General features: G+C 72.5%; 14 protein-coding genes. 4 read left to right on the top strand and 10 right to left on the bottom strand.

The window, feature by feature from the left end:
* Positions 1-248: 248 nt before the first annotated feature.
* Entirely contained in the window at positions 249-1,757 is a 1,509-nt protein-coding gene (locus tag KN815_RS27140) for a DNA-binding protein NsdB (RefSeq protein WP_216344538.1), read from the bottom strand.
* Between the two features lie 246 nt (positions 1,758-2,003).
* On the opposite strand from KN815_RS27140, the gene KN815_RS27135 reads away from it, so the two are divergent.
* Together KN815_RS27135 and KN815_RS27130 are read left to right on the top strand one after the other, a co-directional pair.
* Positions 2,004-3,107 (top strand): aminoglycoside phosphotransferase family protein, encoded by a 1,104-nt coding sequence (locus KN815_RS27135; protein WP_216344537.1) that lies wholly within the window; start codon positions 2,004-2,006, stop codon positions 3,105-3,107.
* A gap of 159 nt (positions 3,108-3,266) precedes the next feature.
* Positions 3,267-5,291, top strand: a complete 2,025-nt coding sequence (locus tag KN815_RS27130) for an N-acetylmuramoyl-L-alanine amidase (protein WP_216344536.1) — start codon at positions 3,267-3,269, stop codon at positions 5,289-5,291.
* Positions 5,292-5,421: 130 nt separating this feature from the next.
* Here KN815_RS27130 and KN815_RS27125 read toward each other — a convergent pair whose 3' ends face one another.
* Positions 5,422-5,922: a hypothetical protein gene (locus KN815_RS27125; protein WP_014058743.1), complete on the bottom strand. Its 501-nt coding sequence runs from the start codon at positions 5,920-5,922 to the stop codon at positions 5,422-5,424.
* A gap of 61 nt (positions 5,923-5,983) precedes the next feature.
* Positions 5,984-8,911 carry an ATP-binding protein gene (locus KN815_RS27120; RefSeq protein ID WP_216344535.1) on the bottom strand — a complete coding sequence of 976 codons (2,928 nt, stop codon included), beginning with the start codon at positions 8,909-8,911 and terminating at the stop codon, positions 5,984-5,986.
* Between the two features lie 250 nt (positions 8,912-9,161).
* Here KN815_RS27120 and KN815_RS27115 point away from each other — a divergent pair, with 250 nt between their 5' ends.
* A complete protein-coding gene (locus KN815_RS27115) occupies positions 9,162-10,304 on the top strand; it encodes an isoafricanol synthase (RefSeq protein ID WP_216344534.1) in 1,143 nt (380 codons plus the stop codon).
* A gap of 7 nt (positions 10,305-10,311) precedes the next feature.
* Here the strand turns inward: KN815_RS27115 and KN815_RS27110 are convergent, their stop codons facing one another.
* From KN815_RS27110 to KN815_RS27085, 6 genes are all read right to left on the bottom strand, one after another.
* Positions 10,312-12,144: an AMP-dependent synthetase/ligase gene (locus tag KN815_RS27110; protein ID WP_216344533.1), complete on the bottom strand. Its 1,833-nt coding sequence runs from the start codon at positions 12,142-12,144 to the stop codon at positions 10,312-10,314.
* 395 nt (positions 12,145-12,539) lie between these two features.
* A complete protein-coding gene (locus KN815_RS27105; RefSeq protein ID WP_086708648.1) occupies positions 12,540-12,785 on the bottom strand; it encodes a DUF397 domain-containing protein in 246 nt (81 codons plus the stop codon).
* Between the two features lie 93 nt (positions 12,786-12,878).
* Entirely contained in the window at positions 12,879-14,045 is a 1,167-nt protein-coding gene (locus KN815_RS27100) for a thiolase family protein (protein WP_216344532.1), read from the bottom strand.
* The gene (locus tag KN815_RS27095) at positions 14,042-15,127 is read right to left on the bottom strand and encodes a thiolase family protein (protein ID WP_216344531.1); all 1,086 of its coding nucleotides are present in this window, start codon (positions 15,125-15,127) and stop codon (positions 14,042-14,044) included. Before KN815_RS27095 ends, KN815_RS27100 begins: the two co-directional genes overlap by 4 nt.
* On the bottom strand, positions 15,128-16,087 hold the full coding sequence (locus tag KN815_RS27090; RefSeq protein WP_216344530.1) for a Zn-ribbon domain-containing OB-fold protein: 960 nt from the start codon (positions 16,085-16,087) through the stop codon (positions 15,128-15,130).
* 59 nt (positions 16,088-16,146) lie between these two features.
* A complete protein-coding gene (locus KN815_RS27085; protein WP_216344529.1) occupies positions 16,147-16,953 on the bottom strand; it encodes a crotonase/enoyl-CoA hydratase family protein in 807 nt (268 codons plus the stop codon).
* Between the two features lie 165 nt (positions 16,954-17,118).
* Between KN815_RS27085 and KN815_RS27080 the strand changes: the two genes are divergently transcribed.
* Entirely contained in the window at positions 17,119-18,744 is a 1,626-nt protein-coding gene (locus KN815_RS27080; RefSeq protein ID WP_216344528.1) for an acyl-CoA synthetase, read from the top strand.
* A 584-nt stretch (positions 18,745-19,328) separates the two neighbouring features.
* Here KN815_RS27080 and KN815_RS27075 read toward each other — a convergent pair.
* A complete protein-coding gene (locus KN815_RS27075; RefSeq protein ID WP_216344527.1) occupies positions 19,329-19,949 on the bottom strand; it encodes a chorismate mutase in 621 nt (206 codons plus the stop codon).
* Positions 19,950-20,134: the final 185 nt, after the last annotated feature.

Raw genomic sequence — 20,134 nt, 5'->3', positions numbered from 1 at the left:
ACGCGGCTTCCCGCGTCGGCGTGGCGTGGCGTGGCGATCGACCCTCGTAAGGCGTTGGTTTCCCGTACGGGTGACTCATGTCGTAAGGGTTGACTCGTCGTAAGGCGTTGCCCCCTCGTCGGGCCCGTTATGAGGCGTGGCCCCTTATGAGGCGTGGCCCCTTATGAGGCGTGGCCCCTTATGAGGCGTGGCCCGTTTTGAGGCGTGGCCCGTTTTGAGGTGTGGCCCGTTTGAGGTGTGGCCCGCCGCTAGACGGCCGCGCTCCTGGCGATGGAGCCGGATCCTTTCAGCCCCGCGCCGCCCTTCCCCGCGCCGCTCTTCGGCATCACCTGCTGGATCTCCTCACGCAGCTCCCGGATGGCCGGTGTCGTGCTGTACCGCCCGGTGAGCCGGTACATCTCGCGCAGCCGGTCCCAGGTGCGATGCGAGGAGTTCTGCTCGATCGTCAGCAGGGCCAGCCGGGCATAGCGGTCGGCCTGCTCGGGATCGTCGCCGATGAAGCAGGCCGAGGCGATGGAGATGTGGTCGAAGATCTGGGACCGCTGGCGCCCGCCCTCCCGCATCCGCAGCGCCTTCTTGGCATGGCTCTCGGCGATGCCCGCCACCTCCGGCTCGTGCTCGGCGAGCGTGCGGTAGACCAGCCCCTGCATCCCGTACAGATCCGCCTCGTTGAACAACTGCATCCAGCTCGGCGCCGGGCCTTCGTCCCGGGCCGAGATGAACAGCTCCTCCGCCTCGCCCAGGGCGCGGCGCACCGCCTGGCCGTGGCCCTTGGCCGCCTGCGCCCATGCCTCGATGGTGCAGAACATGGCCCGGGTGCACGGCAGCGCCGCGTCGCCCGCACCGGTCTTGGCCAGCTTCATCAGATCCAGGGCGTCGTCCGGGCGGCCCAGGTGGACCATCTGCCGGGCGGCCCGGGAGAGCGCCTCGCTCGCCCGGGGCCGGTCGCCGCCCTCGCGGGCCGCGTGGGCGGCCATGACGAAGTACTTCTGGGCGGTGGGCTCCAGACCGACGTCATGGGACATCCAGCCGGCGAGCACCGCCAGATTGGCCGCCACCCCCCACAGCCTGCGCTGGAGATGCTCGGGGTGGCGGTAGGCGAGCATGCCGCCCACCTCGTTGAGCTGGCCGACCACGGCCTTGCGCTGGAGCCCGCCGCCGCGGGCGGCGTCCCAGGCGCGGAAGACCTCGACCGAGGTCTCCAGGGCGTCGATCTCCTGGGAGCCCACGGGGGCGGCCTCATAGCGGTCGAAGCCCACGGGGTCGAGGGACAGGGGATTGTCGGTACGGGGCGCGTCGGTGGCGAGGGTGGGGTCGGAGAGCAGAAACTCGCTCATGGCACCGGTGATGGCGGATCCTGCGGCGAGCGCGGCGCCCGCACCCACCAAGCCGCGTCGGTTGAACATAAGGTCCATTCCCGTGAATTCGGTGAGGACCGCGGCCGTGGACTCGGGCGGCCAGCGCAGCCCGTCGGCGGGCTGCCCCTTTCCCGAGCGCCCCCCTCGTCCGAACCCGAGATCCTCAGTGGTCACGACTCGACCGAGACGCTCGGTGAACAGGGCCGCCAGCACCTTGGGCACGGGATCGCGCGGCGTCTCGCCGGTGTCGATCCAACGCCGCACCCGCGAGGTGTCGGTCGCCAGTTGCGGATGGCCCATGGCCGCCGCCTTCCGGTTCACGAGCCTCGCGAGCTCCCCCTTGGACCAGCCGGCGAGGCCGAACAGGTCCGCAAGACGGGTGTTGGGTTCCCTCGTCACGTCAAGCCCCCAGGTTCCTCGGCTGACTTGACAGTAACGGTCCCGTCACGAGCCGTGCGACTATTCGCCAGGGTTCGCCAGGGTCCGCCAGATGGTGTGCCACCCGCACAGGGATGTGATGTAGGAGTGCGTTACCCGGCCCCGTGGCGGATCGAGCTGAACCGACCGCATTCCCCAGGGTGCGGCCCCGTCTCGGGGTCGGGTGCGTACGCAACTCGTCGGCACACGAAGGGATCTGTATCGCCCATGTACGCAGCGTCGTCCTCCGTGTCCGCCCCGCCCCGGCCGTACCGGCGCCCGCTGCCCGGCTCTGGGCCGTACCTCGATCCCGCCCACGGCGGCCGCGCCCGGCGGACCGCCGCCCTCGGCACGGTGCCGCCTCGCGGGAGACTCGACTTGTCCGGTCCACAGGGTGCGCAGCTCCGCACCGCGATCACCTCGGTCCATCGCATCTGTCCGGAGTTCAACCCGGTGCAGGTGCTGCGGCGCAGCGGACGGTCCGTGCTCCTGATCGGGGCGACCGGGCGCAGCACCGCGGTGGCCAAGTGCCTGCTGGACCACTCCCCCGCGTGGGCCGAGCGGTTCCGCCGGGAAATAGCGATGTACCGCGCGTTCGTCCGCCAGCGTCCGCCGGTGCGGGTGCCCCGGCTGATCGCCGCCGACCCGGACAACTGCGCGCTGGTCATCGAGCGGATGCCCGGGCGGATCGCGGCCGCGCAGCGCCACCCCACCGAGCCCCCGCCGCGCGCCGATCTGGGGGCGGTGCTGGGTGCGATCCGCAGGATCAACCAGTGGCGGCCGCCCGCCGATCTGTTCGACGCCCCCATCGACTACGCCGCCCGGCTGACCCGCTATCACGACCTGGGGCTGCTGACCGACCGGGACATGGGCGATCTACAGAAGCTGCTGCGCGGCGTCTCGCACGCCTGGGGGCGGCAGAGCCCGGCACAGTTCTGCCATGGCGACGCCCTGTTGAACAATGTCCTGCTGTCGCCCGCGGGCCCGGTGCTCCTCGACTGGGACCACGCGGGCTGGTATCTGCCCGGCTATGACCTGGCCACACTGTGGACGGTGCTGGGCGACGCCCCCGTCACCCGGCGCCAGATCAGCCAGTTGGCGCAGGCCGCGGGTCCGGCCGCGCGGGACGCCTTCCTGGTGAATCTGATGCTGGTGCTGACGCGGGAGATCCGCCAGTACGAGACCGCGGTGCAGCGCACCATGCACGATCCCGCCCCGGTGGTGCCGGGCGCCGTCCCGGCCGGTGAGGAGCAGCGGCTGCTGCTGCGCCGGCTGCATGACGACTGTGCGCTGGCTCGGCGCGCGGTGCGGGCGGCGGTCGGCACCCGCTGAGCGGAGGCGGATGGCGGCAGGGGCGCGTCACCGGTCTGGACCGGTGACGCGCCGCAGTCGGGCCGACATGCGAACAGGCGTCTGGGTGACGGCGATTGACGTCACGCCTGGCAGCGCATATCTCTAAGTGGCTCGCCAGGCCCGCTTGAGGAGGCTGCAATGCCAGAATCCGCACAGGACAGCGCCCACGACGCGAACAGAACCCCGTCCGGCCCCACCCGGAGAACCACACTGCGGACCGCGGGAGCCGCGGCCTCCGCCGCCCTTCTGCTCCCGCTGGTCTCGGCGACACCCGCCGCCCATGCCGACCAGCCGCGGGCCGACGGTCCTCCTGCCGACGGCGGCGCCCTCCAGCGCGCCTTCGCGGCCGCGGCCGCCGAGTACGGCGTTCCGCTCAGCGTGCTCCTGGGCGTCTCGTATCTCCAGTCGCGCTGGGACGGCCACCGCGGCGCGCCCAGCGTCACCGGCGGCTATGGGCCGATGCATCTCACCGACGCCCACACCGCCCTGCTCACCGCCCCGCACCACAGCCAGGGCACCGAGGACGCGCGCGGCGATCTCGCCCGCCCCCTGAGGGTCCCCAAGGCCACCGTTCCCGAGCCCCGGCAGTTGCCCGCCCGGCTGCGCACCCTCGGCCGGGCCGCGGAGCTCACCGGGCTGTCCGCGGAGGCGCTGCGCGGCGATGAGAGCGCCAATGTGCGCGGTGGCGCCGCCCTGCTGGCCGCCACTCAGAAGCGGCTGGGGCTGCCGCCGAGCGAGGACCCGGCCGGCTGGTACGCGGCGGTGGCGGCCTACTCCGGTGCCGATGACGCCACGGCCGCGGCCGCCTTCGCCGACGAGGTGTACGAGGTGATCCGTGGCGGTGCCACGCGGACTGCCGCCGACGGCGAGCGGGTCTCCCTCGACGCGGCGCCCGCCCTCGCGCCGGACACCCGGCAGTTGCGGTCGCTCGGTCTGCCGTCCCGTGCCCGGGATCCGCATGTCGAGGCCCCGGGGGATGTGTCCTGCGAGTGGATCCCGGCGCCCTACCAGGAGTTCGGGGACAACGACTACGGCAACCACGACCTGGCCGACCGCCCCGCCTCGCAGTCCATCGACTACATCGTCATCCATGACACCGAGGGCTCCTGGGACACCACCATCAAGCTGGTCCAGGACCCCACCTATGTGTCCTGGCAGTACACCCTGCGCTCCGCCGACGGGCATATCGCCCAGCATGTGCCGCTCAAGGACGTGGCCTGGCACGCGGGCAACTGGTACGTCAACGCCAAGTCCATCGGCGTGGAGCACGAGGGGTTCCTGACCGCCCCGGACGCCTGGTACACGGAGGCGATGTACCGCTCCTCGGCGCGGCTGGTGCGCTATCTCGCCAAGCGGTTCGACATTCCGCTGGACCGTCAGCACATCCTGGGCCATGACAATGTGCCGGGCACCACCACCGCCACCATCGCGGGCATGCACACCGACCCCGGCCCCTACTGGGACTGGGCGCACTACTTCACCCTGCTCGGCGCGCCCTTCCGGCGTACCGCGGGCTCCTCCGGCGGCCTGGTCACCATCCGCCCCGACTACGACACCAACCGGCCCGTCTACACCGGCTGTGAGACGGCGGGCCGGCCGTGTGCCCCGCACGGCTCGGCCGCGGTGCGGCTGCACACCGCGCCGCGTGCGGACGCCCCGCTGGTCAAGGACATCGGGCTGCGCCCCAACGGCTCCGACTCGACGACCGGGGTCAATGACACCGGCGCCCGCGCCACCACCGGGCAGCAGTTCGCGGTCGCGGGCCGGGAGGGCGACTGGACGGCGATCTGGTACCTCGGCCAGCGGGCCTGGTTCCAGGACCCCAAGCGGCGGCCGACGGCGGTGAGCGCCAAGGGGCTTGTCGTGACGCCCAAGGCCGGGGCGAAGGAGGTTCCGGTGTACGGCCGCGCCTATCCGGAGCAGGCGGCCTATCCGGAGGGTGTGCCGGTGCAGGCGGTCTCGCCGCTGCCGTACAAGCTGCTCGCCGGGCAGTCCTATCCGCTGGGGCTCAGGACACGCGGCGAGTATCTGTGGGCGACCACCTTCGATCCGGCCGGTCACAAGGTGGTGCGCGGCCAGGACGAGTACTACCAGATCCAGTTCGGGCACCGGGTGGCGTTCGTCCGGGCCGCCGATGTGACGGTCCGGCGCTCGGGGAAGTGAGCCTGGCGGGCCGTCAGTCCGCCCCGGGAGGGTGGTAGACGGGCCATCCAGGGCCCGTCCGGGAGGCCGTGAGCGACCGTGTCGGCCGGGTGCCGTACGGGAGGGTCTCACGGCCCCTCGGCGGCACTCCTCAGCGCTGCTGGAACATCTCCGCGGGCAGCGGCTTGAGCAGCCGGTACAGATCGTCGGTGATCGGCCGGTCCCAACTGGCGATGGTGACGAGCACACCGTCGCTGCGGTCGAACTGAGCGCAGGAGATCCGGCCCTCGGAGAGCTTGATCCGGCGGACGATGAGGAGGTTGTCCTCATGCATGACCGGGCTGTCCTCGGTGTCCACCACATGGACCGGCTCATCGTTCCCGAGCGCCGCCAGGAGCTGGGTCACCTCGAACGGCGGCTGGCCCTCCGCGACCTCCCGGGCCGGGGATCCCTCGGGCAGATTGCCGATGATCATCGCCGGGCCGCGGCCGCCGAACAGGTCGTAGCGCAGGAAGACGCCCTGGCAGGTGCCGTCCGGAGCGGGCAGCAGCCCCGCCCCGAGGTCGCCGGGCCAGTCGCCCGGGTCCATGGCGAGGACGTCGAAGTCCGGCCCGGTGGGCGTGGCGGCGCTGCGGCGGCGGAGGAAGGACATGCGGACATGGTACGTGGCCGCGTGCCGGTTACCGTGCCGGGGAGCGGGCGGGCCGCACCCCTCATCCGGCGTCCGTCGCCGGGCGCTGGGGAAGGCCGACGGTGGGGGTGATCAGCCGCTTCGCCAGCCCGGCCCGGTCGGTGCCGACCTTACGGTAGACATCGGACAGCAGCCGGGCCACCTCACGCTCCTCCAGCCCCGTCGCCTCGCCGATCCGGGCGTCCGGCCAGCCCTCGGCGGCCCGCTCGGCAACGGCCTGCTCCTGCGAGGTCAGCGGGCTGGTGTGATCGACCCGCAGTTGCATGGGGCGCAGCCCGGCCGCGGACAGCTCATCGCGGGCCCGGGCCGCGAGCGCGTCGGCCCCGCAGCGCACCGCTCCCTCCAGACCGCGGTAGAGCCGGTCGCCGGCCTCCTGGGGCAGGCCGATGCGGCGCAGCGCGGCGCCGTGGTCGACCAGCGCCACGGCCAGGTCGTAGGCGGCCGGTGACCGCATCAGATGGCTGACGGCCTCGGCCAGCAGCTTGATCCGGTCCGGCCCCTGGGTCACGGTGGCCGCGGCGTGCAGCGCCTTGCCGATCGCGGAGTGGGTGCCGAACTGACGGGCCCGGCGCACCGCGTCGTCGGCGACCTCGACGGCCTGCGGGGGATCGGTCAGCGCGAGGGTCTGGGCGAGGTGGAGCTGCCAGGGGCACCAGGCGGGGTTGCGCATCCCGCGCCCGTCCATGCGGCGGCCGACCTCGGTGAGCTGGTGCCGGGCCTCGCGGTGGAGGTTGGCGGCCAGCAGCAGCTCACCGCGGACCGCCGGTACGTCGGGGCAGAGCGTGGCCTGCGGAAGGGTCTCGCCGCGGTGCCCGGCCGCGAACTCCTGCGCCTCGCGGACCCGGCCCTGGCAGATCAGCGTTCCGATGAGGGTGCCGACCGCGGTCCAGTGCGCGGGTGTCGAGGACCCCACCAGATCGGCGATCCGCATCCCCTCCCGGGCCAGCTCCTCCGCCTCGCCGAGCGCGCCGCGGCGCAGTCGGGCGTAGCCGAGAAGAGTGAAGCCGAACGCCAGATGGGAGCCGCGCCAGCCCTTGCGCTCGCATTCGGCGATGCCCTTGTTGAACAGCTCCTCGGCGCGCCCGGGCTGGTCGCAGTGGAGGAAGACCAGGGCGACCAGGATCGGAACCTCGAAGCCCCAGTCGTCATCGGTCCAGCTCAGGCCGTCGCCGAGGGCCTCCTCCGCGTAGTGCAGCGCGGTGGCGACCGGCTCTCCGCGTGTCATCGCGTCCCAGGCGCGCAGTCCGAGCAGATAGCGCTCGGCCATGCCGCGGCCGGTGAGGTGGTCCGCGAGCCGGGCGAGCCGCCGGGAGCGGGCGGGCGACTCCTTCTCGTCGGCGCGGAACATGTTCCACATGAGCTGCTCGGTCTTCATCCGCAGCCGGGTGCGGGCGCTGGTGGCCCGCCCGATCTCGGCGGCGACGACCTGGGCGGCCTCCTCCATCCGGCCGCTGTGGCCGTATGCCTGGGCGAGCCGGTAGGTGATCGCCTCGCGCAGGTCGGTGCCGAGCGCGGGCTCCTCGAGCGCGGCGCGCAGATGGTTGACGGTGACGTCGGGCTCGGTGAGCTGGGCGGCGCAGCCCAGCTCGTAGAGCACGGCGGGGCGCTCCTCCAGGGCGGGTGGTTCGCGCAGCGCCCGGGCCAGACAGCGGCGCCCGGCGTCGGGGGCTCCGGCGCGCAGGTACTCCTGGGCGGCGGCCCGCAGATGGTGCACGACCCAGGGGTCGCCCTCGGGGTGCATCTCCAGCAGATGACGGCCGGCGGCCGCGGAGCCCAGGCCCGCGCCGAGGACCACGGTGGCGGCCTGGCCGTGCATGGCCACCCGCAGGGCGCCGGGGATGGCCTGGTAGACGGCGGTGGCGATGAGCGGGTGGAGGTATTCGAGGGGCCGGGTGCCGTTTCCGGGGCGCGGCGGGGCCAGGATCCGCGCGTCGACGAGCCGCGTCACCACATCGACGGCCTCGGTCTCGCTGAGCCCGGCGACATTGGCGGTCAGCGCCGGGGTGGCCTCGATGCCGAGGACGGCGACGGCCCAGGCGAGGCGGACGGCGGCGGTGCCGAGGCGGGTGAGCCGGTCGTTGAGCCCGCTGTCCTTGGCCGAGGAGACCAGTTCGCGCAGCGCGGGCAGGTTCTCCGACTGGGGTTTCAGCCGGCGGTCGCGGATCTTGGCGGTGAGCTCGGTGATCTCCCAGGGGTTGCCGCCGGTCATCGCCCAGCACTCGCGGCAGAACGCGTCGTCGGCGTGGTCCCCGAGGACCTCCCGGACGATCCGCCCGACTCCGCTCGGGGTCAGCGGCGCCAGCACATGGGGACGTGATCCCTGGCGCTCGACAAGAGCCCGTATCACGGCGACGTCGGCGGTCAGGCCCTCCGGGCGGTAGCCCACGGCGAGCAGCAGGGGCAGGTCCACGGTGCGCGAGGCGAACCGGGTCAGCCAGTCCAGCGATTCGGGGTCGGCCCAGTGGACGTCGTCGAGGATCACGACGACCGGGGCGTGTTCCACGGCGAAGCGGGTCACCAGCCAGTCGAGGCCGTCGCGGACGCCCTGCGGATCGGGTGCGCCGCCGTTGCCCGAGACCACCAGGCCGACCGCGGGCGCGACGATGTCGTACCAGCCGCCGAGGATCCTGCGGTGCTCGTCCTCGCCGGTCGCCGCGAGCACCGGCTGGAAGAGCTGGCGCACCACGTGGAAGGCCGCGCCCTGTTCATGCTCACCGCCACGGGCCCGGAGCACGGTGCAGCCGCGTGCGGCGGCCCTCCGGCGCGCCTCGCCGAGCAGCGCGGTCTTGCCGACGCCGCCGGGGCCCTCGAAGGCGATCACTCCGCCGCCGCGGGTCTCGGCCGGGTCGGCGGGATCCGTCCCGCACAGTTCGGTCAGCGCGGCGTTCACCGCGCGCAGCTCCCGATCCCGCTCCAGCAGTGTCCGGCGCGTCCGGTCCTGTTGGCTCATGTCCTCCGCCACGTTCTTCCCCTCCGGCAGGTGACGCCGAGCGTAGCGCGGATGGCACGCTCCGTAGCCCCGCAATGGGGGTATTTCCGCCGGGCATTGCCAGCGGCACACGCCATTTCACTGCCTCCTCTATCGATGCCACGTTCCGCACGCGAGGATGACCGGATTCACCGGGTTGGCCAGATGCCGCGCAAGCCTGTGGTACGCGCGGCCTCGGCCGCCCGACCTATGAAGGGGGCGGACACGACTCATGCACGCGCACGCTTCGCGGCCACAGGCCCGGCAGACGACACTGCTGCGACGGGCGGCCCTGTTCGACTTTCCGGCCTCCACCGACCTCAGTCCCGGCACCGAGGCGGCCAGGCACCACACCGTCCAATGGCTTTCACGGTTCGGCGTCTTCGAGGACCATGAGTCCGTCGCGGAGTACGACGCGCTCCGCTTCGACGTGCTGGCGGGTCTGTTCTACCCACGGGAGACCGGCGCCGATCTGAACCTGGGCAGTGACCTCGTGGGCTGGTACTTCGTCTTCGACGATCAGTTCGACGGGGAGCTGGGCTCCCGTCCGGGGGCCGTGGCACGGCTGGTGGCGGACGTCATCCGGATCACCGAGGAGGACGCGGCGCAGGGCGGCGAGGGGCCGCTCCTGGAGAGCTTCCGCGACCTGTGGCGCCGGATCAACTCCGGGCGGCCACAGGTGTGGCGGGACCGCTTCCGCCACCACTGGCTGGAGTATCTGCACTCCTACCACCACGAGGCCCTGGAGCGGACCGGCGCCCTGCCGGGGCCCGGCCGGGACGCACCGCGCTCGGTGGAGGCCGTGCTGGCGCTGCGGCGTCATTCGATAGGCGTACAGCCCTGTCTCGACCTGAATGAGCCATTCGGCGGCTATACCCTGCCGCCCGCGCTGCACGGCGGCTTCCCCATGGCGCGCATGCGGGAGGCTACGGACGATGTGGTGGTCTTCACCAATGACATCGCTTCCCTGGACAAGGAACTGGCCGTCGGCGACGTCCACAACAGTGTCATCGTCCAGTGGGAGCGCGCGGGGGGTGAACTGGAGGACGCGGTACGCCATATCGCCGACCTGGCCAACGCACGCTACCGCTGGTTCGAGGAGACCGCGGCCAGGCTGCCGGCGCTGCTCACCGAGGCGGGGGCGGACCCGGGCACCCACCGCGCCGTGGGGCGCTATGTGGACGGTATGCGGCATGTGATGACCGGCAATCTGGGCTGGTCGGTGCGGACGGCACGGTACGACGAGCGGGGCACCGAGGCGGTCAGCGGGGGCCGGCAGCGGCCCTGGGCCCGGCTCACCGGCGCGGAGGAGCTGGTCCGCGCGGGGCGGGATGCGCCGCTGCCGCCGCTGGGCAGCGGCGCGGGCTCCCGTTGAGCGGGGTTCAGCTCGCGTAGAGCTGCTCGATCTGCGCGGCGCACATCTTGTAGACCGCGTCGCGCCGCAGTTTGAGCGAGGGCGTCAACAGCCCGTCCTCCACGGTGAATTCCTTCGGGAGGATACGGAAGGCCCTGATCGATTCCGCCCTGGACACCGAGAGGTTCGCCGTGGAGACCGCCTGCTGGATCTCCGCGTGCAGCGCCTTGTTCGCCGACGCGTGCTCCCGGCCGACGGGAAGCCGCGCGCCGACCGCCTGGCGCCAGCGGGCCAGCATCTCGGCGTCCAGGGTGATCAGCGCCCCCACGAAGGGGCGGTTGTCGCCCACCAGGACGCACTGCGAGATCAGCGGATGCGCCCGCAGCCGCTCCTCCAGCGGCAGCGGGGAGACGCTCTTGCCGCCGCTGGTGATGATGATGTCCTTCTTACGGCCGGTGATGGTGAGATAGCCCTCGCCGTCGAGGGATCCGACGTCTCCGGTGTGCAGCCAGCCGTCGCGCAGCGCGGCCCCGGTGGCCTTCGGATCGTCCAGATAGCCCTCGAAGACGGTGCCGCCGCGCACCCATACCTCGCCGTCCGGGGCGATGCGCACGGTCGTGCCCGGCATCGGGCGGCCCACTGTGCCGTGCCGGGGGCGGCCGGGCGGCTGCGCGGTGATCGCCGCCGTCGTCTCGGTGAGGCCGTAGCCGTTGTAGACGGTGATCCCGGCGCCGGCGAACGTCAGCCCCAGCTCCCGGCTGAACGGTGAGCCACCGGTGACCGCGTAGCGCACCCGGCCGCCCAGGACGGCTCTCAGGCGCCGGTAGACCATCCGGTCGAAGACGGCGTGCGTGGCCCTGCGCCCCGGGCCCGGTCCCTTCCCGCCGCCCTGGGACCGCTGCTCGACGGCCGCGGCGTAGCGCGCCGCCGTGACCATGGCCTTCTGGAAGACCACGCCCCGGCCCGCGTCCTGGGCGGCGGTCCGCGCGGCTCCGAGGATCTTCTCGAAGATGTAGGGCACCGCGAAGACACAGGTGGGGCGGAAGCTCTGGAAGGACGGCAGCAGGACGGACGGGGTGAGCTCGGGTTCATGCCCCATGAGGATGCCGCCCCGCACACAGAGCACTTGGACCATCAGCCCGTAGATATGCGCCAGCGGGAGGAAGGCGAGGATGGCGGGCTGCACCCCCGGCTCGGCGAACAGTCCGCTCCAGCCCGCGAACAGGGTGTCGCATTCGGCGGCGAGATTGGCATGGGTGATCAGGCACCCCAGGGGCTGTCCGGTGGTGCCCGAGGTGTAGCAGATGACCGCGGTGCAGCGCGGTTCCACGAGCCAGCGCCGCTCGGTGACCAGTTCCTCGTGGACTTCGGCGCCCCGCCGCCCCAGTTCCGCCACGCACCCCTGGTCCATCTGCCAGATGGAGCGCAGCCAGGGGAGGGCGTCGCAGACGGCGCCGACCGTCATGGCGTGGTCCTCGCCCTCGACCACCACGGCCACGGCCCGCGTCTGGGCCAGGATCCAGCGCACCTGCTCCGCGGAGGACGTGGGGTAGACGGTCACCACCTGGGCGCCGACCGACCACAGGGCATAGCTGAACAGCGTCCACTCGTACCGCGTCCGCGCCATCAGGGCCACCCGGTCCCCGAACCGCACGCCCTCGGCCAGCAGGCCCTTCGCCAGCGCCAGCACCTCGTCCCGGAAGGTCGCGGCGGTCACCGGGGTCCACCGGCCGCGGTCGGCGGCATCCCGCCGGGCGAGCTGGGCCCTGTCCGGTTCGCGGTCCGCCCGTTCGTAGACCGAGTCCGCGAGCCCGCCCGCGCGCAGCGGTTCCACCATGTGAGGGAGACTGAATTCGCGCACGACACCCCCTGTTTTCGGCCGACTTGCCGCCCCGCACCACGGGGAAGTGGGAGGGAAAACTACCCGCCGGGGCCGGGGCTGCATAGAGCGGTGGACGATTCTGTTCCGGCCCGTGGAGACCTGCCGCGACCTGCTGGTGTTACCGTGAGTCACCCTCACGTTCCGGCACGGGACACGCAGAGGCCGTGAACCTCTGGTGCACGCATGGAAAAACGGACCCCGTGGCCCTGTCCGGCGAAAAGCGGATCCAGCGGGGCGTTCCGCGACTTGATTCTGGCCGATAACGCACCCACCGTCGCGGGGCGGGGCGCCTTCGGGGTGCTCTTCCGAGGGGCGACATGCCAGGGGCGGGCTGGTCCGGCCGGACCAGCCCGCCCCTGATCGGCGGTCCCGGTTCAGGTGAGGTCGAACTCGCCCTCACGCGCGCCCAGGACGAAGGCACGCCACTCGGCCGGGGTGAAGATCAGTGCCGGGCCCTCGGGACGACGGCCATGGCGCATCGCGATGAAGCCCTCGACGAAGGCGATCTCCACATCGCCCACACCCTGGCTACTCGACTGCCACTGGGCGCCCGAGAGATCGAGATCGGGCTTCTCTGCGCTTCCTGTCAGTGGCTGTGCGGTGGTGGTGGTGTCGGCCACGTCAGCTCATCCTCCCGGGTCGTCGTCCGCGCCCCACCCTAGCGATCGTGACCGGTGCCGCACAGGCCACGAAAGAAGGACTAAGGAGGTGACTCAATCGGCGGGCGGCGTGTCCGCGACCACCCACATCGAGAAGAACTGCGAGCCCCCGCCATAGGCGTGGCCGAGCGCCTTGCGGGCGCCGTCGACCTGGTGTTCGCCCGCCCGCCCGCGCACCTGGAGCGCGGCCTCGGCGAACCGCAGCATCCCGGAGGCGCCGATGGGGTTGGTGGACAGCACCCCGCCCGAGGGGTTGACCGGAAGGTCGCCGTCGATCTCGGTGACCCCCGACTCGGTGAGCTTCCAGCCCTCGCCCTCGTCCGCGAAGCCCAGGTTCTCGAGCCACATGGGCTCGTACCAACTGAAGGGCACATACATCTCCACCGCGTCGATCTCCCGGCGCGGATCGGTGATCCCGGCCTGCCGGTAGACATCGGCCGCGCAGTCCCGGCCCGCCCTCGGCGAGACGCAGTCCTTCCCCGCGAAGAGCGTCGGCTCGCTGCGCATGGCGCCGCCGTGCATCCAGGCGGGCGGATACGGGGCACGGTCCGCGCCGGCCCGGTCGGTGAGCACCATGGCGCAGGCGCCGTCCGAGGAGGGGCAGGTCTCCGAGTAGCGGATGGGGTCCCACAGCATCGGGGACGACCGCACCTTCTCCAGCGTCAGATCGTGCTCATGCAGATGCGCGTAGGGGTTGCGCAGGGCGTTGCGGCGATCCTTGTAGGCCACGAGGGCGCCGATACCGGAGGGCGCGCCGGTGCGCCGCATATACGCCCGTACATGCGGGGCGAAGAAGCCGCCCGCCCCGGCCAGCAGCGGCTGCTGGAAGGGGATGGGCAGGGACAGCCCCCACATGGCGTTCGACTCCGACTGCTTCTCGAAGGCGAGGGTGAGTACGGTCCGGTGGACCCGGGCGGCGACCAGGCCCGAGGCCACCAGTGCGGTGGAGCCGCCCACCGAGCCCGCGGTGTGCACGCGCAGCATCGGCTTGCCGACCGCGCCGAGCGCGTCGGCGAGGTACAGCTCGGGCATCATGACGCCCTCGAAGAAGTCGGGCGCCTTGCCGATGACGACGGCGTCGATGTCCGCCCAGGTCAACTGGGCGTCCTCCAGGGCCCGTACGGCGGCCTCCCGGACCAGCCCGGCGAGGGAGACGTCCCGGCGTGCGGCGGTGTGCTTGGTCTGGCCGATCCCGACGACGGCCACCGGCTCCTTGGTCACAGGACATCCCCTTCCAGGACCGCCACCAGGTTCTGCTGAAGACAGGGGCCCGAGGTGGCATGGGCGAGGGCCCGGTCGGCGGCGCCGCGGTGGATGGCGGCGGCGGCCTCGCCGAGGCGGATCAGCCCGGCGGCCATCATGGGGTTGGCGGCCAGCGCCCCGCCGGACGGATTGACGCGTACGCCCTCCCCCAGCCCCAGCTCACGGCGGAGGATCAGCTCCTGCGAGGTGAACGGCGCATGCAGCTCGGCCAGGTCGGCGGGGGCCTCGAAGGCGCCCGCGCGCTCGGCGGCGAGCCGGGTGGACGGGGAGCGGGTGAGGTCCCGTACGCCGAGGCTGTGCGCCTCCATCCGGTGGTCCATGCCGCGGATCCAGGCCGGGCGGCGGCACAGCCGGCGCGCGGTGTCCCCGGCGGCGAGCACGACGGCGGCCGCGCCGTCGCCGACCGGCGGGCAGTCGTGGCGGCGCAGCGGCCGCACCAGATACGGGTCCTCCAGGAGGGCCTCGGGCGGCGGTGAACCGGTCACCTGCGCATGCGGGTTGTCCTCGGCCGCGATCCGGCTGCGCGCGGCGACCGCGGCCAGCGCCCGCTCGTCGACGACGGTGTCTTCGGCGTCTTCGGCGTCTTCCGCGTCGAGCAGCGCCTGGGCCTGGAGGGCGGCGAGGGAGACCGAGTCCGGCCACAGGGGCGCCACGTAGTACGGGTCGAGCTGACGGGTCAGGACCTCCCGCAGATCGCCGGGCGAGGACTTTCCGTAGGAGTAGACGAGCGCGGTCTCCGCCTCGCCCGCCAGCAGCCTCGTCCACGCCTCGTACAGCGCCCAGGCGCCGTCCATCTCCACATGGGACTCCGAGATCGGCGGCCAGGCGCCGACGCCGTCGAGGGCCATGGTGAAGGAGAAGGCCCGGCCGGCCAGATAGTCGCAGGAGCCGGAGCAGGTGAAGTCGATCTCGTCCGCCCGGAGTCCGACGGCGTCGAGCACCTCGTGGAGGACGGGCATCAGCATCTCGACCTCGGAGACCTCGGCACTCTCGCGCCGGTGGTCGCTCTGGCCGAAGGCGACGATGGCAACCTCTCGCATCTACAACAGCTCCTTGTAGGTGTCGTAGTCGGCGTCGGGTTCGCCGGTGGGGCGGTAGTGGTCGGGGTAGCGGCTGCCCTCGCTCCATACGGGCTCCACGCGCAGCCCCATGCGCACCTGGTCGTACGGGATGCCGCCGACGCGCCCGTGGAGGGCCAGACCGGCCCCGTCCAGGGCGATATGGGCGTAGACGTAGGGCACTTCGATATCGAGGTTGCGGGCCTTGATGTTCACGATGCAGAAGGTGGTGACGGTGCCGCGCGGGCCGACCTCCACCTGCTCGTCGGTGGCGACCCCGCAGGTGGGGCAGGCGCCCCGGGGCGGGACGTACACCTTGCGGCAGGACGGGCAGCGCTCCCCGCGGGTGGTGTGGTCGGCGAGGGCCTTGAGATAGCGCGACTGGGCGCGGCCGGGTGCGTAGGTGTAGTCGAGGCGGGCGGGGGCCACGATGCCGGTGACCGGGTCGGTGAACTCCCCGCTGTGCGGCACGGCTTCGCCGCCCTCGGCGCCGTCGTACGGCTCGAAGCAGGCGATGTCGGTGATGGCGCCCACCCGCTCCCCGGCCCAGCGGATCCGCACCCGCATACCGGTGCGCACGGCGTCGGGGCCGGATGCGTCGAGGGCGTGGAGAAGGGCGGTGTCCGCGCCGTCCAGCCGCACCAGCACCCAGGCGAAGGGGGTGTCCAGGGGCTGGCCGCGGCGCGGCGCGGGGTTCCAGGCCCAGGTGGTGACGGTGCCGGTGGGGGCGACCTCGACGAGGTCGGACAGCTCGTCGGCGGTGACCGGGTCGTATTCGACGGGCGGCATCAGCACCCGGCCGTCGGTGGTGCGTACGCCGAGTACGGTGCGTGTCCGCAGTCCGGTGAGGAAGGCGCTCTGCACCGGTCCGAGGGAGCGGGTGAACGGGAACTCGACGACCAAAGGCGCCTGGAGCACCTCGGGTGAGGGAGCCGGGGTCATGGGGGGTGCCTCTCCTTCCGCGCGGCCGGCGTGGGGCGGCGGCCTGAGGTGTTGGGGGATCACGCCCGGCGGTAGACCGGCGGCCGTTTCTCCGTGAAGGCTTTCGAACCCTCCTTGGCGTCGGCGGTGTCGAAGATGGGCCAGCCGCGTTCGAGTTCGGACTTCAGGCCGTCGGACTCAGTCATCTCGGCGGTCTCGTAGACGGACGCCTTGACCGCCTCGACGGCGAGCGGGCCGTTGGCGTTGATCAGCTCGGCGATCTCCAGGGCCTTCTCCAGCGCCGTGCCGTCCGGGACGACATGGCCGATCAGCCCGATCCGCGCCGCCTCCTCGGCCGGATAGGGGCGCCCGGTCAGCAGCATCTCCAGGGCGTGGGTGCGGGGCAGTTGGCGGGCCAGCCGTACGGTGGAGCCGCCGATGGGGAACAGCCCGCGCCGCACCTCGAAGAGCCCGAAGGTGGCGCCGCGCCCGGCGACCCGGATGTCGGTGCCCTGAAGGATCTCGGTGCCGCCCGCGACACAGGGGCCCTCGACGGCGGCGATCACCGGCTTGCGCGGCCGATGGTGGCGGAGCATCGCCTTCCAGTGCAGATCGGGGTCGGCGGCGAGGCGGTCGCGGACGTGCTGCCCGGCCATCCGGCCGCCGCCCGCGAGCGCCTTGAGGTCCATTCCCGCGCAGAAGGCCCCACCGGCGCCGGTTAGCACCACGGAGCGCACGGCGTCGTCCTCGTCGGCCTCGGTCCAGCCGTCGTACAGCCCGACCAGCATCGGCAGCGAGAGCGCGTTCCTGGCCTCCGGCCGGTTCAAGGTGAGCACCAGGGTCGCGCCGACGCGCTCGACGATGAGGTGTTCGGTCCCGCTTGTCACGACGTCCTCCCGTCTCGAGACCTAGAACAGGTTGCAGCAGGGGAAGGCCGACTTCAAGAGAAATCTGATGCTCAGTCAGATTTCTTCGACCGGGGGCCTTCCCACCTCATCCCCGCGCGGCTCTAATGAGCGCCGAGCCGCCGGATCGAGGGGTCAGGAGGAGCCATGGAGTACAACCTTGCCGACCTGTTCGAGTCGATCGTCGACACGGTGCCAGGCAGAGAGGCGCTGGTGTACCTGGACCATCCCGGCACCGGAGCCGAGCGGCGGCTCACCTACGCCCAGCTCGACACGGCCGCCAACCGGCTCGCCCACCATCTGCGGGACAGCGGTATCGCCCCGGGCGAGCATGTCGGACTGCATCTGTGCAACGGCGTGGAGTACCTCCAGACCGCTCTGGCCTGCGTGAAGATCCGGGCGGTGCCGGTGAACGTCAACTACCGCTATGTCGAAGACGAGTTGGTCTATCTCTACCGCGACGCGGACCTGGCCGCGCTGGTCTACGACGCCGAGTTCGGCGAGCGGGTGGCCGCCGCGCTGCCGCACACCGACAGGCTGCGCCACCTGGTGCGGGTCGGCGCCGGGGACGGCCCCCGTACGTCCGTGCCGTTCGCCGACGCCGAGGCGTCCGGGTCACCCGAGCGCGGCTTTCCGGCGCGGTCCGCCGACGACCGCTTCATCATCTACACCGGCGGCACCACCGGTATGCCCAAGGGCGTGATGTGGCGGCAGGAGGACCTCTTCTTCTCCGGGCTGGGCGGCGGCGCGCCGACCGGCCGGCCCGTCGGGCGCCCGGAGGAACTGGCCGAGCGGGTGGCCACGGGCGGCGAGGGGCTGGTCTTCTTCCCCACCCCGCCGCTGATGCACGGCACCTCCACCCTTACGGCCTTTATCGCGTTCAACTTCGGTCAGAAGGTGGTGCTGCACCGAAAGTTCGTGCCCCAGGATGTGCTGAGGACGGTCGAGAGGGAGAAGGTCACCACCGTCTCGCTGGTCGGCGACGCGATGCTGCGACCCCTGGTGGACGCCCTGACCGGGCCTCTCAAGGGCACCGACCTCTCCTCCCTGCTCAGCGTCAGCAGCTCGGGCGCGATCCTGTCGGAGACCGTACGCGCCCAGTTCGCCGAACTCGCCCCGCACACCCTGCTGCTGAACAACTTCGGCTCCTCGGAATCCGGATTCAACGGCACGGCCACCGACGACTCCGGCCCCGAGAAGGGCTTCCGGCTGCACGTCAACGCCCGTACGACGGTGGTGGACCCGGCCACCCTCGCCCCGGTGGCCCCCGGCGAGCCCGGCCGGATCGCCCAGCGCGGCCATGTGCCGCTCGGCTACTACAACGACGCGAAGAAGACCGCCGAGACGTTCTTCGAGGCGGACGGGGAACGCTGGGTGCTGCTCGGCGACATGGCCACCGTCGACGAACAGGGCGTGATCACCGTCCTCGGACGCGGTTCGCAGTGCATCAACACCGGCGGCGAGAAGGTCTACCCCGAAGAGGTCGAACAGGCCCTGAAGGCCCATCCGGACGTATACGACGCCCTGGTGGCGGGCGTCCCCGACCCCCGCTGGGGCCATCGCGTCGCGGCCGTCGTCCAGCCCCGGACACAACCGTCCGGCCTCACGGCCGACGCGATCCGCGAACACTGCCGGGAGCGGCTCGCGGGCTACAAGATCCCGCGTACGGTCGTCTTCACGGACCGCATCCAGCGCTCGCCCAGCGGCAAGGCGGACTATCGCTGGGCGCGGGCGGTGGCGCAGGAGGCGGACGGGGATACCTCGCACGGCTGAACCGATATGCGGCTCCGCCGCGTGACGGGGCTCCGCCCCAGACCCCGCTGCCCAGGGGGCCTTCCGGAAATCGAGGCTCGCCCCAGGGCCCCGCGGTCCAGGGGCGAAGCCCCCGGTAACGGGAAGAGGCGAGGAACCAATCCAGCCCCTCCGGCGCTTGAGGAGCGGGGGCCAGGGGCGGAGCCCCAGCGGGGGCCGGGGGCCGGGCCCCCGGTTTCGGGGAGGGGCGGGGCGCAATCCAGCCCCTCCGGCGCTTGAGGAGCGGGGGCCAGGGGCGGAGCCCCAGCGGGGGCCGGGGGCCGGGCCCCCGGTTTCGGGGAGGGGCGGGGCGCAATCCAGCCCCTCCGGCGCTTGAGGAGCGGGGGCCAGGGGCGGAGCCCCAGCGGGGGCCGGGGGCCGGGCCCCCGGTTTCGGGGAGGGGCGGGGCGCAATCCAGCCCCTCCGGCGCTTGAGGAGCGGGGGCCAGGGGCGGAGCCCCAGCGGGGGCCGGGGGCCGGGCCCCCGGTTTCGGGGAGGGGCGGGTAGGGGACAGATCCGCCGGGCGCCCCGTAAGGCCGACCCTCGTGCCCCCTCGTGCCCAACCCTTACCGCGCCCCCCGCTCGCACACCGACGGCAGCGACCGCCCCAACGCCACACTGTGCAGCGCATCCAGGTGCCGCCCATGGATCACCGCCGCGGCCCCGGCCGTAAGGCGTCCCACGCAGGAGGGCGCCTCCCGCACGGCTGCCGAGTCCGCGATGGCGCGCACGAGTTCGCCGTTGATCCGGTTGATCTCCAGCCGGATCCGCCCGAGGTCGGGGCGTTCGGTGGGCGCCTGTGCGGGGTCTGCGTCCCAGCGGCGGTAGAGGCCGCGCTGGACGACCTTGCTGGCCTCGATCTGGTCGCGGAAGATCCTCGACGTCGCCACGGGGTCGGCGCCCAGCTCCTCCGCCTGCCGCGCCACATCGTCCAGCACCTCCCGCTCCCGCGCCGGGTCGCCGATCGGGCTGTCCGTGCCCCACTTCGCGGCGGCGACCTCATCGGCCACCAGCACCCGCTGTGCGGACAGCTCGACCAGCGGCCGCAGCGTGCCGTGGACACGGGCCGGACCGGCCGGACCGGCCGGACCGGCCGGAGCCGCGAAGGCGGCGGTGGCCCCCGTGGCCAGCACGGCGGTGGCCAGCGCGGCGATCAGCGCATGACGCGGGGACAGATGCGGTCGCATAGGCGGGGGTTCCTCTCTCGGCGGTACGGACGGCCCGAGGCGTCGCCCCGGCGCCCCGGGGCGACCGACGGGTTCGGAACGATAGGACGCCACACCGTCGGCACGCCACGGGGCCGGTCCCGCGGATAAGCGGACGCTGTTGGCTAATCCGGCTTCCGGCCGTGACGTCGGCCTTCAAGACCCGG

Origin of the sequence: Streptomyces niphimycinicus, from assembly GCF_018883605.1 — a bacterium.
GTDB lineage: Bacteria > Actinomycetota > Actinomycetes > Streptomycetales > Streptomycetaceae > Streptomyces > Streptomyces niphimycinicus.
The sequence above is the reverse complement of the archived record's forward strand: the minus strand, read 5'-3'. Positions and strand labels throughout refer to the sequence as shown.

Excerpts from the sequence above, each read along its gene's own strand:
- KN815_RS27135 (WP_216344537.1), top strand. The coding sequence starts at position 2,004 with ATGTACGCAGCGTCGTCCTCCGTGTCCGCCCCGCCCCGGCCGTACCGG.
- KN815_RS27130 (WP_216344536.1), top strand. The coding sequence starts at position 3,267 with ATGCCAGAATCCGCACAGGACAGCGCCCACGACGCGAACAGAACCCCG.
- KN815_RS27125 (WP_014058743.1), bottom strand. The coding sequence starts at position 5,922 with ATGTCCTTCCTCCGCCGCCGCAGCGCCGCCACGCCCACCGGGCCGGAC.
- KN815_RS27120 (WP_216344535.1), bottom strand. The coding sequence starts at position 8,911 with ATGAGCCAACAGGACCGGACGCGCCGGACACTGCTGGAGCGGGATCGG.
- KN815_RS27115 (WP_216344534.1), top strand. The coding sequence starts at position 9,162 with ATGCACGCGCACGCTTCGCGGCCACAGGCCCGGCAGACGACACTGCTG.
- KN815_RS27095 (WP_216344531.1), bottom strand. The coding sequence starts at position 15,127 with ATGCGAGAGGTTGCCATCGTCGCCTTCGGCCAGAGCGACCACCGGCGC.
- KN815_RS27090 (WP_216344530.1), bottom strand. The coding sequence starts at position 16,087 with ATGACCCCGGCTCCCTCACCCGAGGTGCTCCAGGCGCCTTTGGTCGTC.
- KN815_RS27080 (WP_216344528.1), top strand. The coding sequence starts at position 17,119 with ATGGAGTACAACCTTGCCGACCTGTTCGAGTCGATCGTCGACACGGTG.
- KN815_RS27075 (WP_216344527.1), bottom strand. The coding sequence starts at position 19,949 with ATGCGACCGCATCTGTCCCCGCGTCATGCGCTGATCGCCGCGCTGGCC.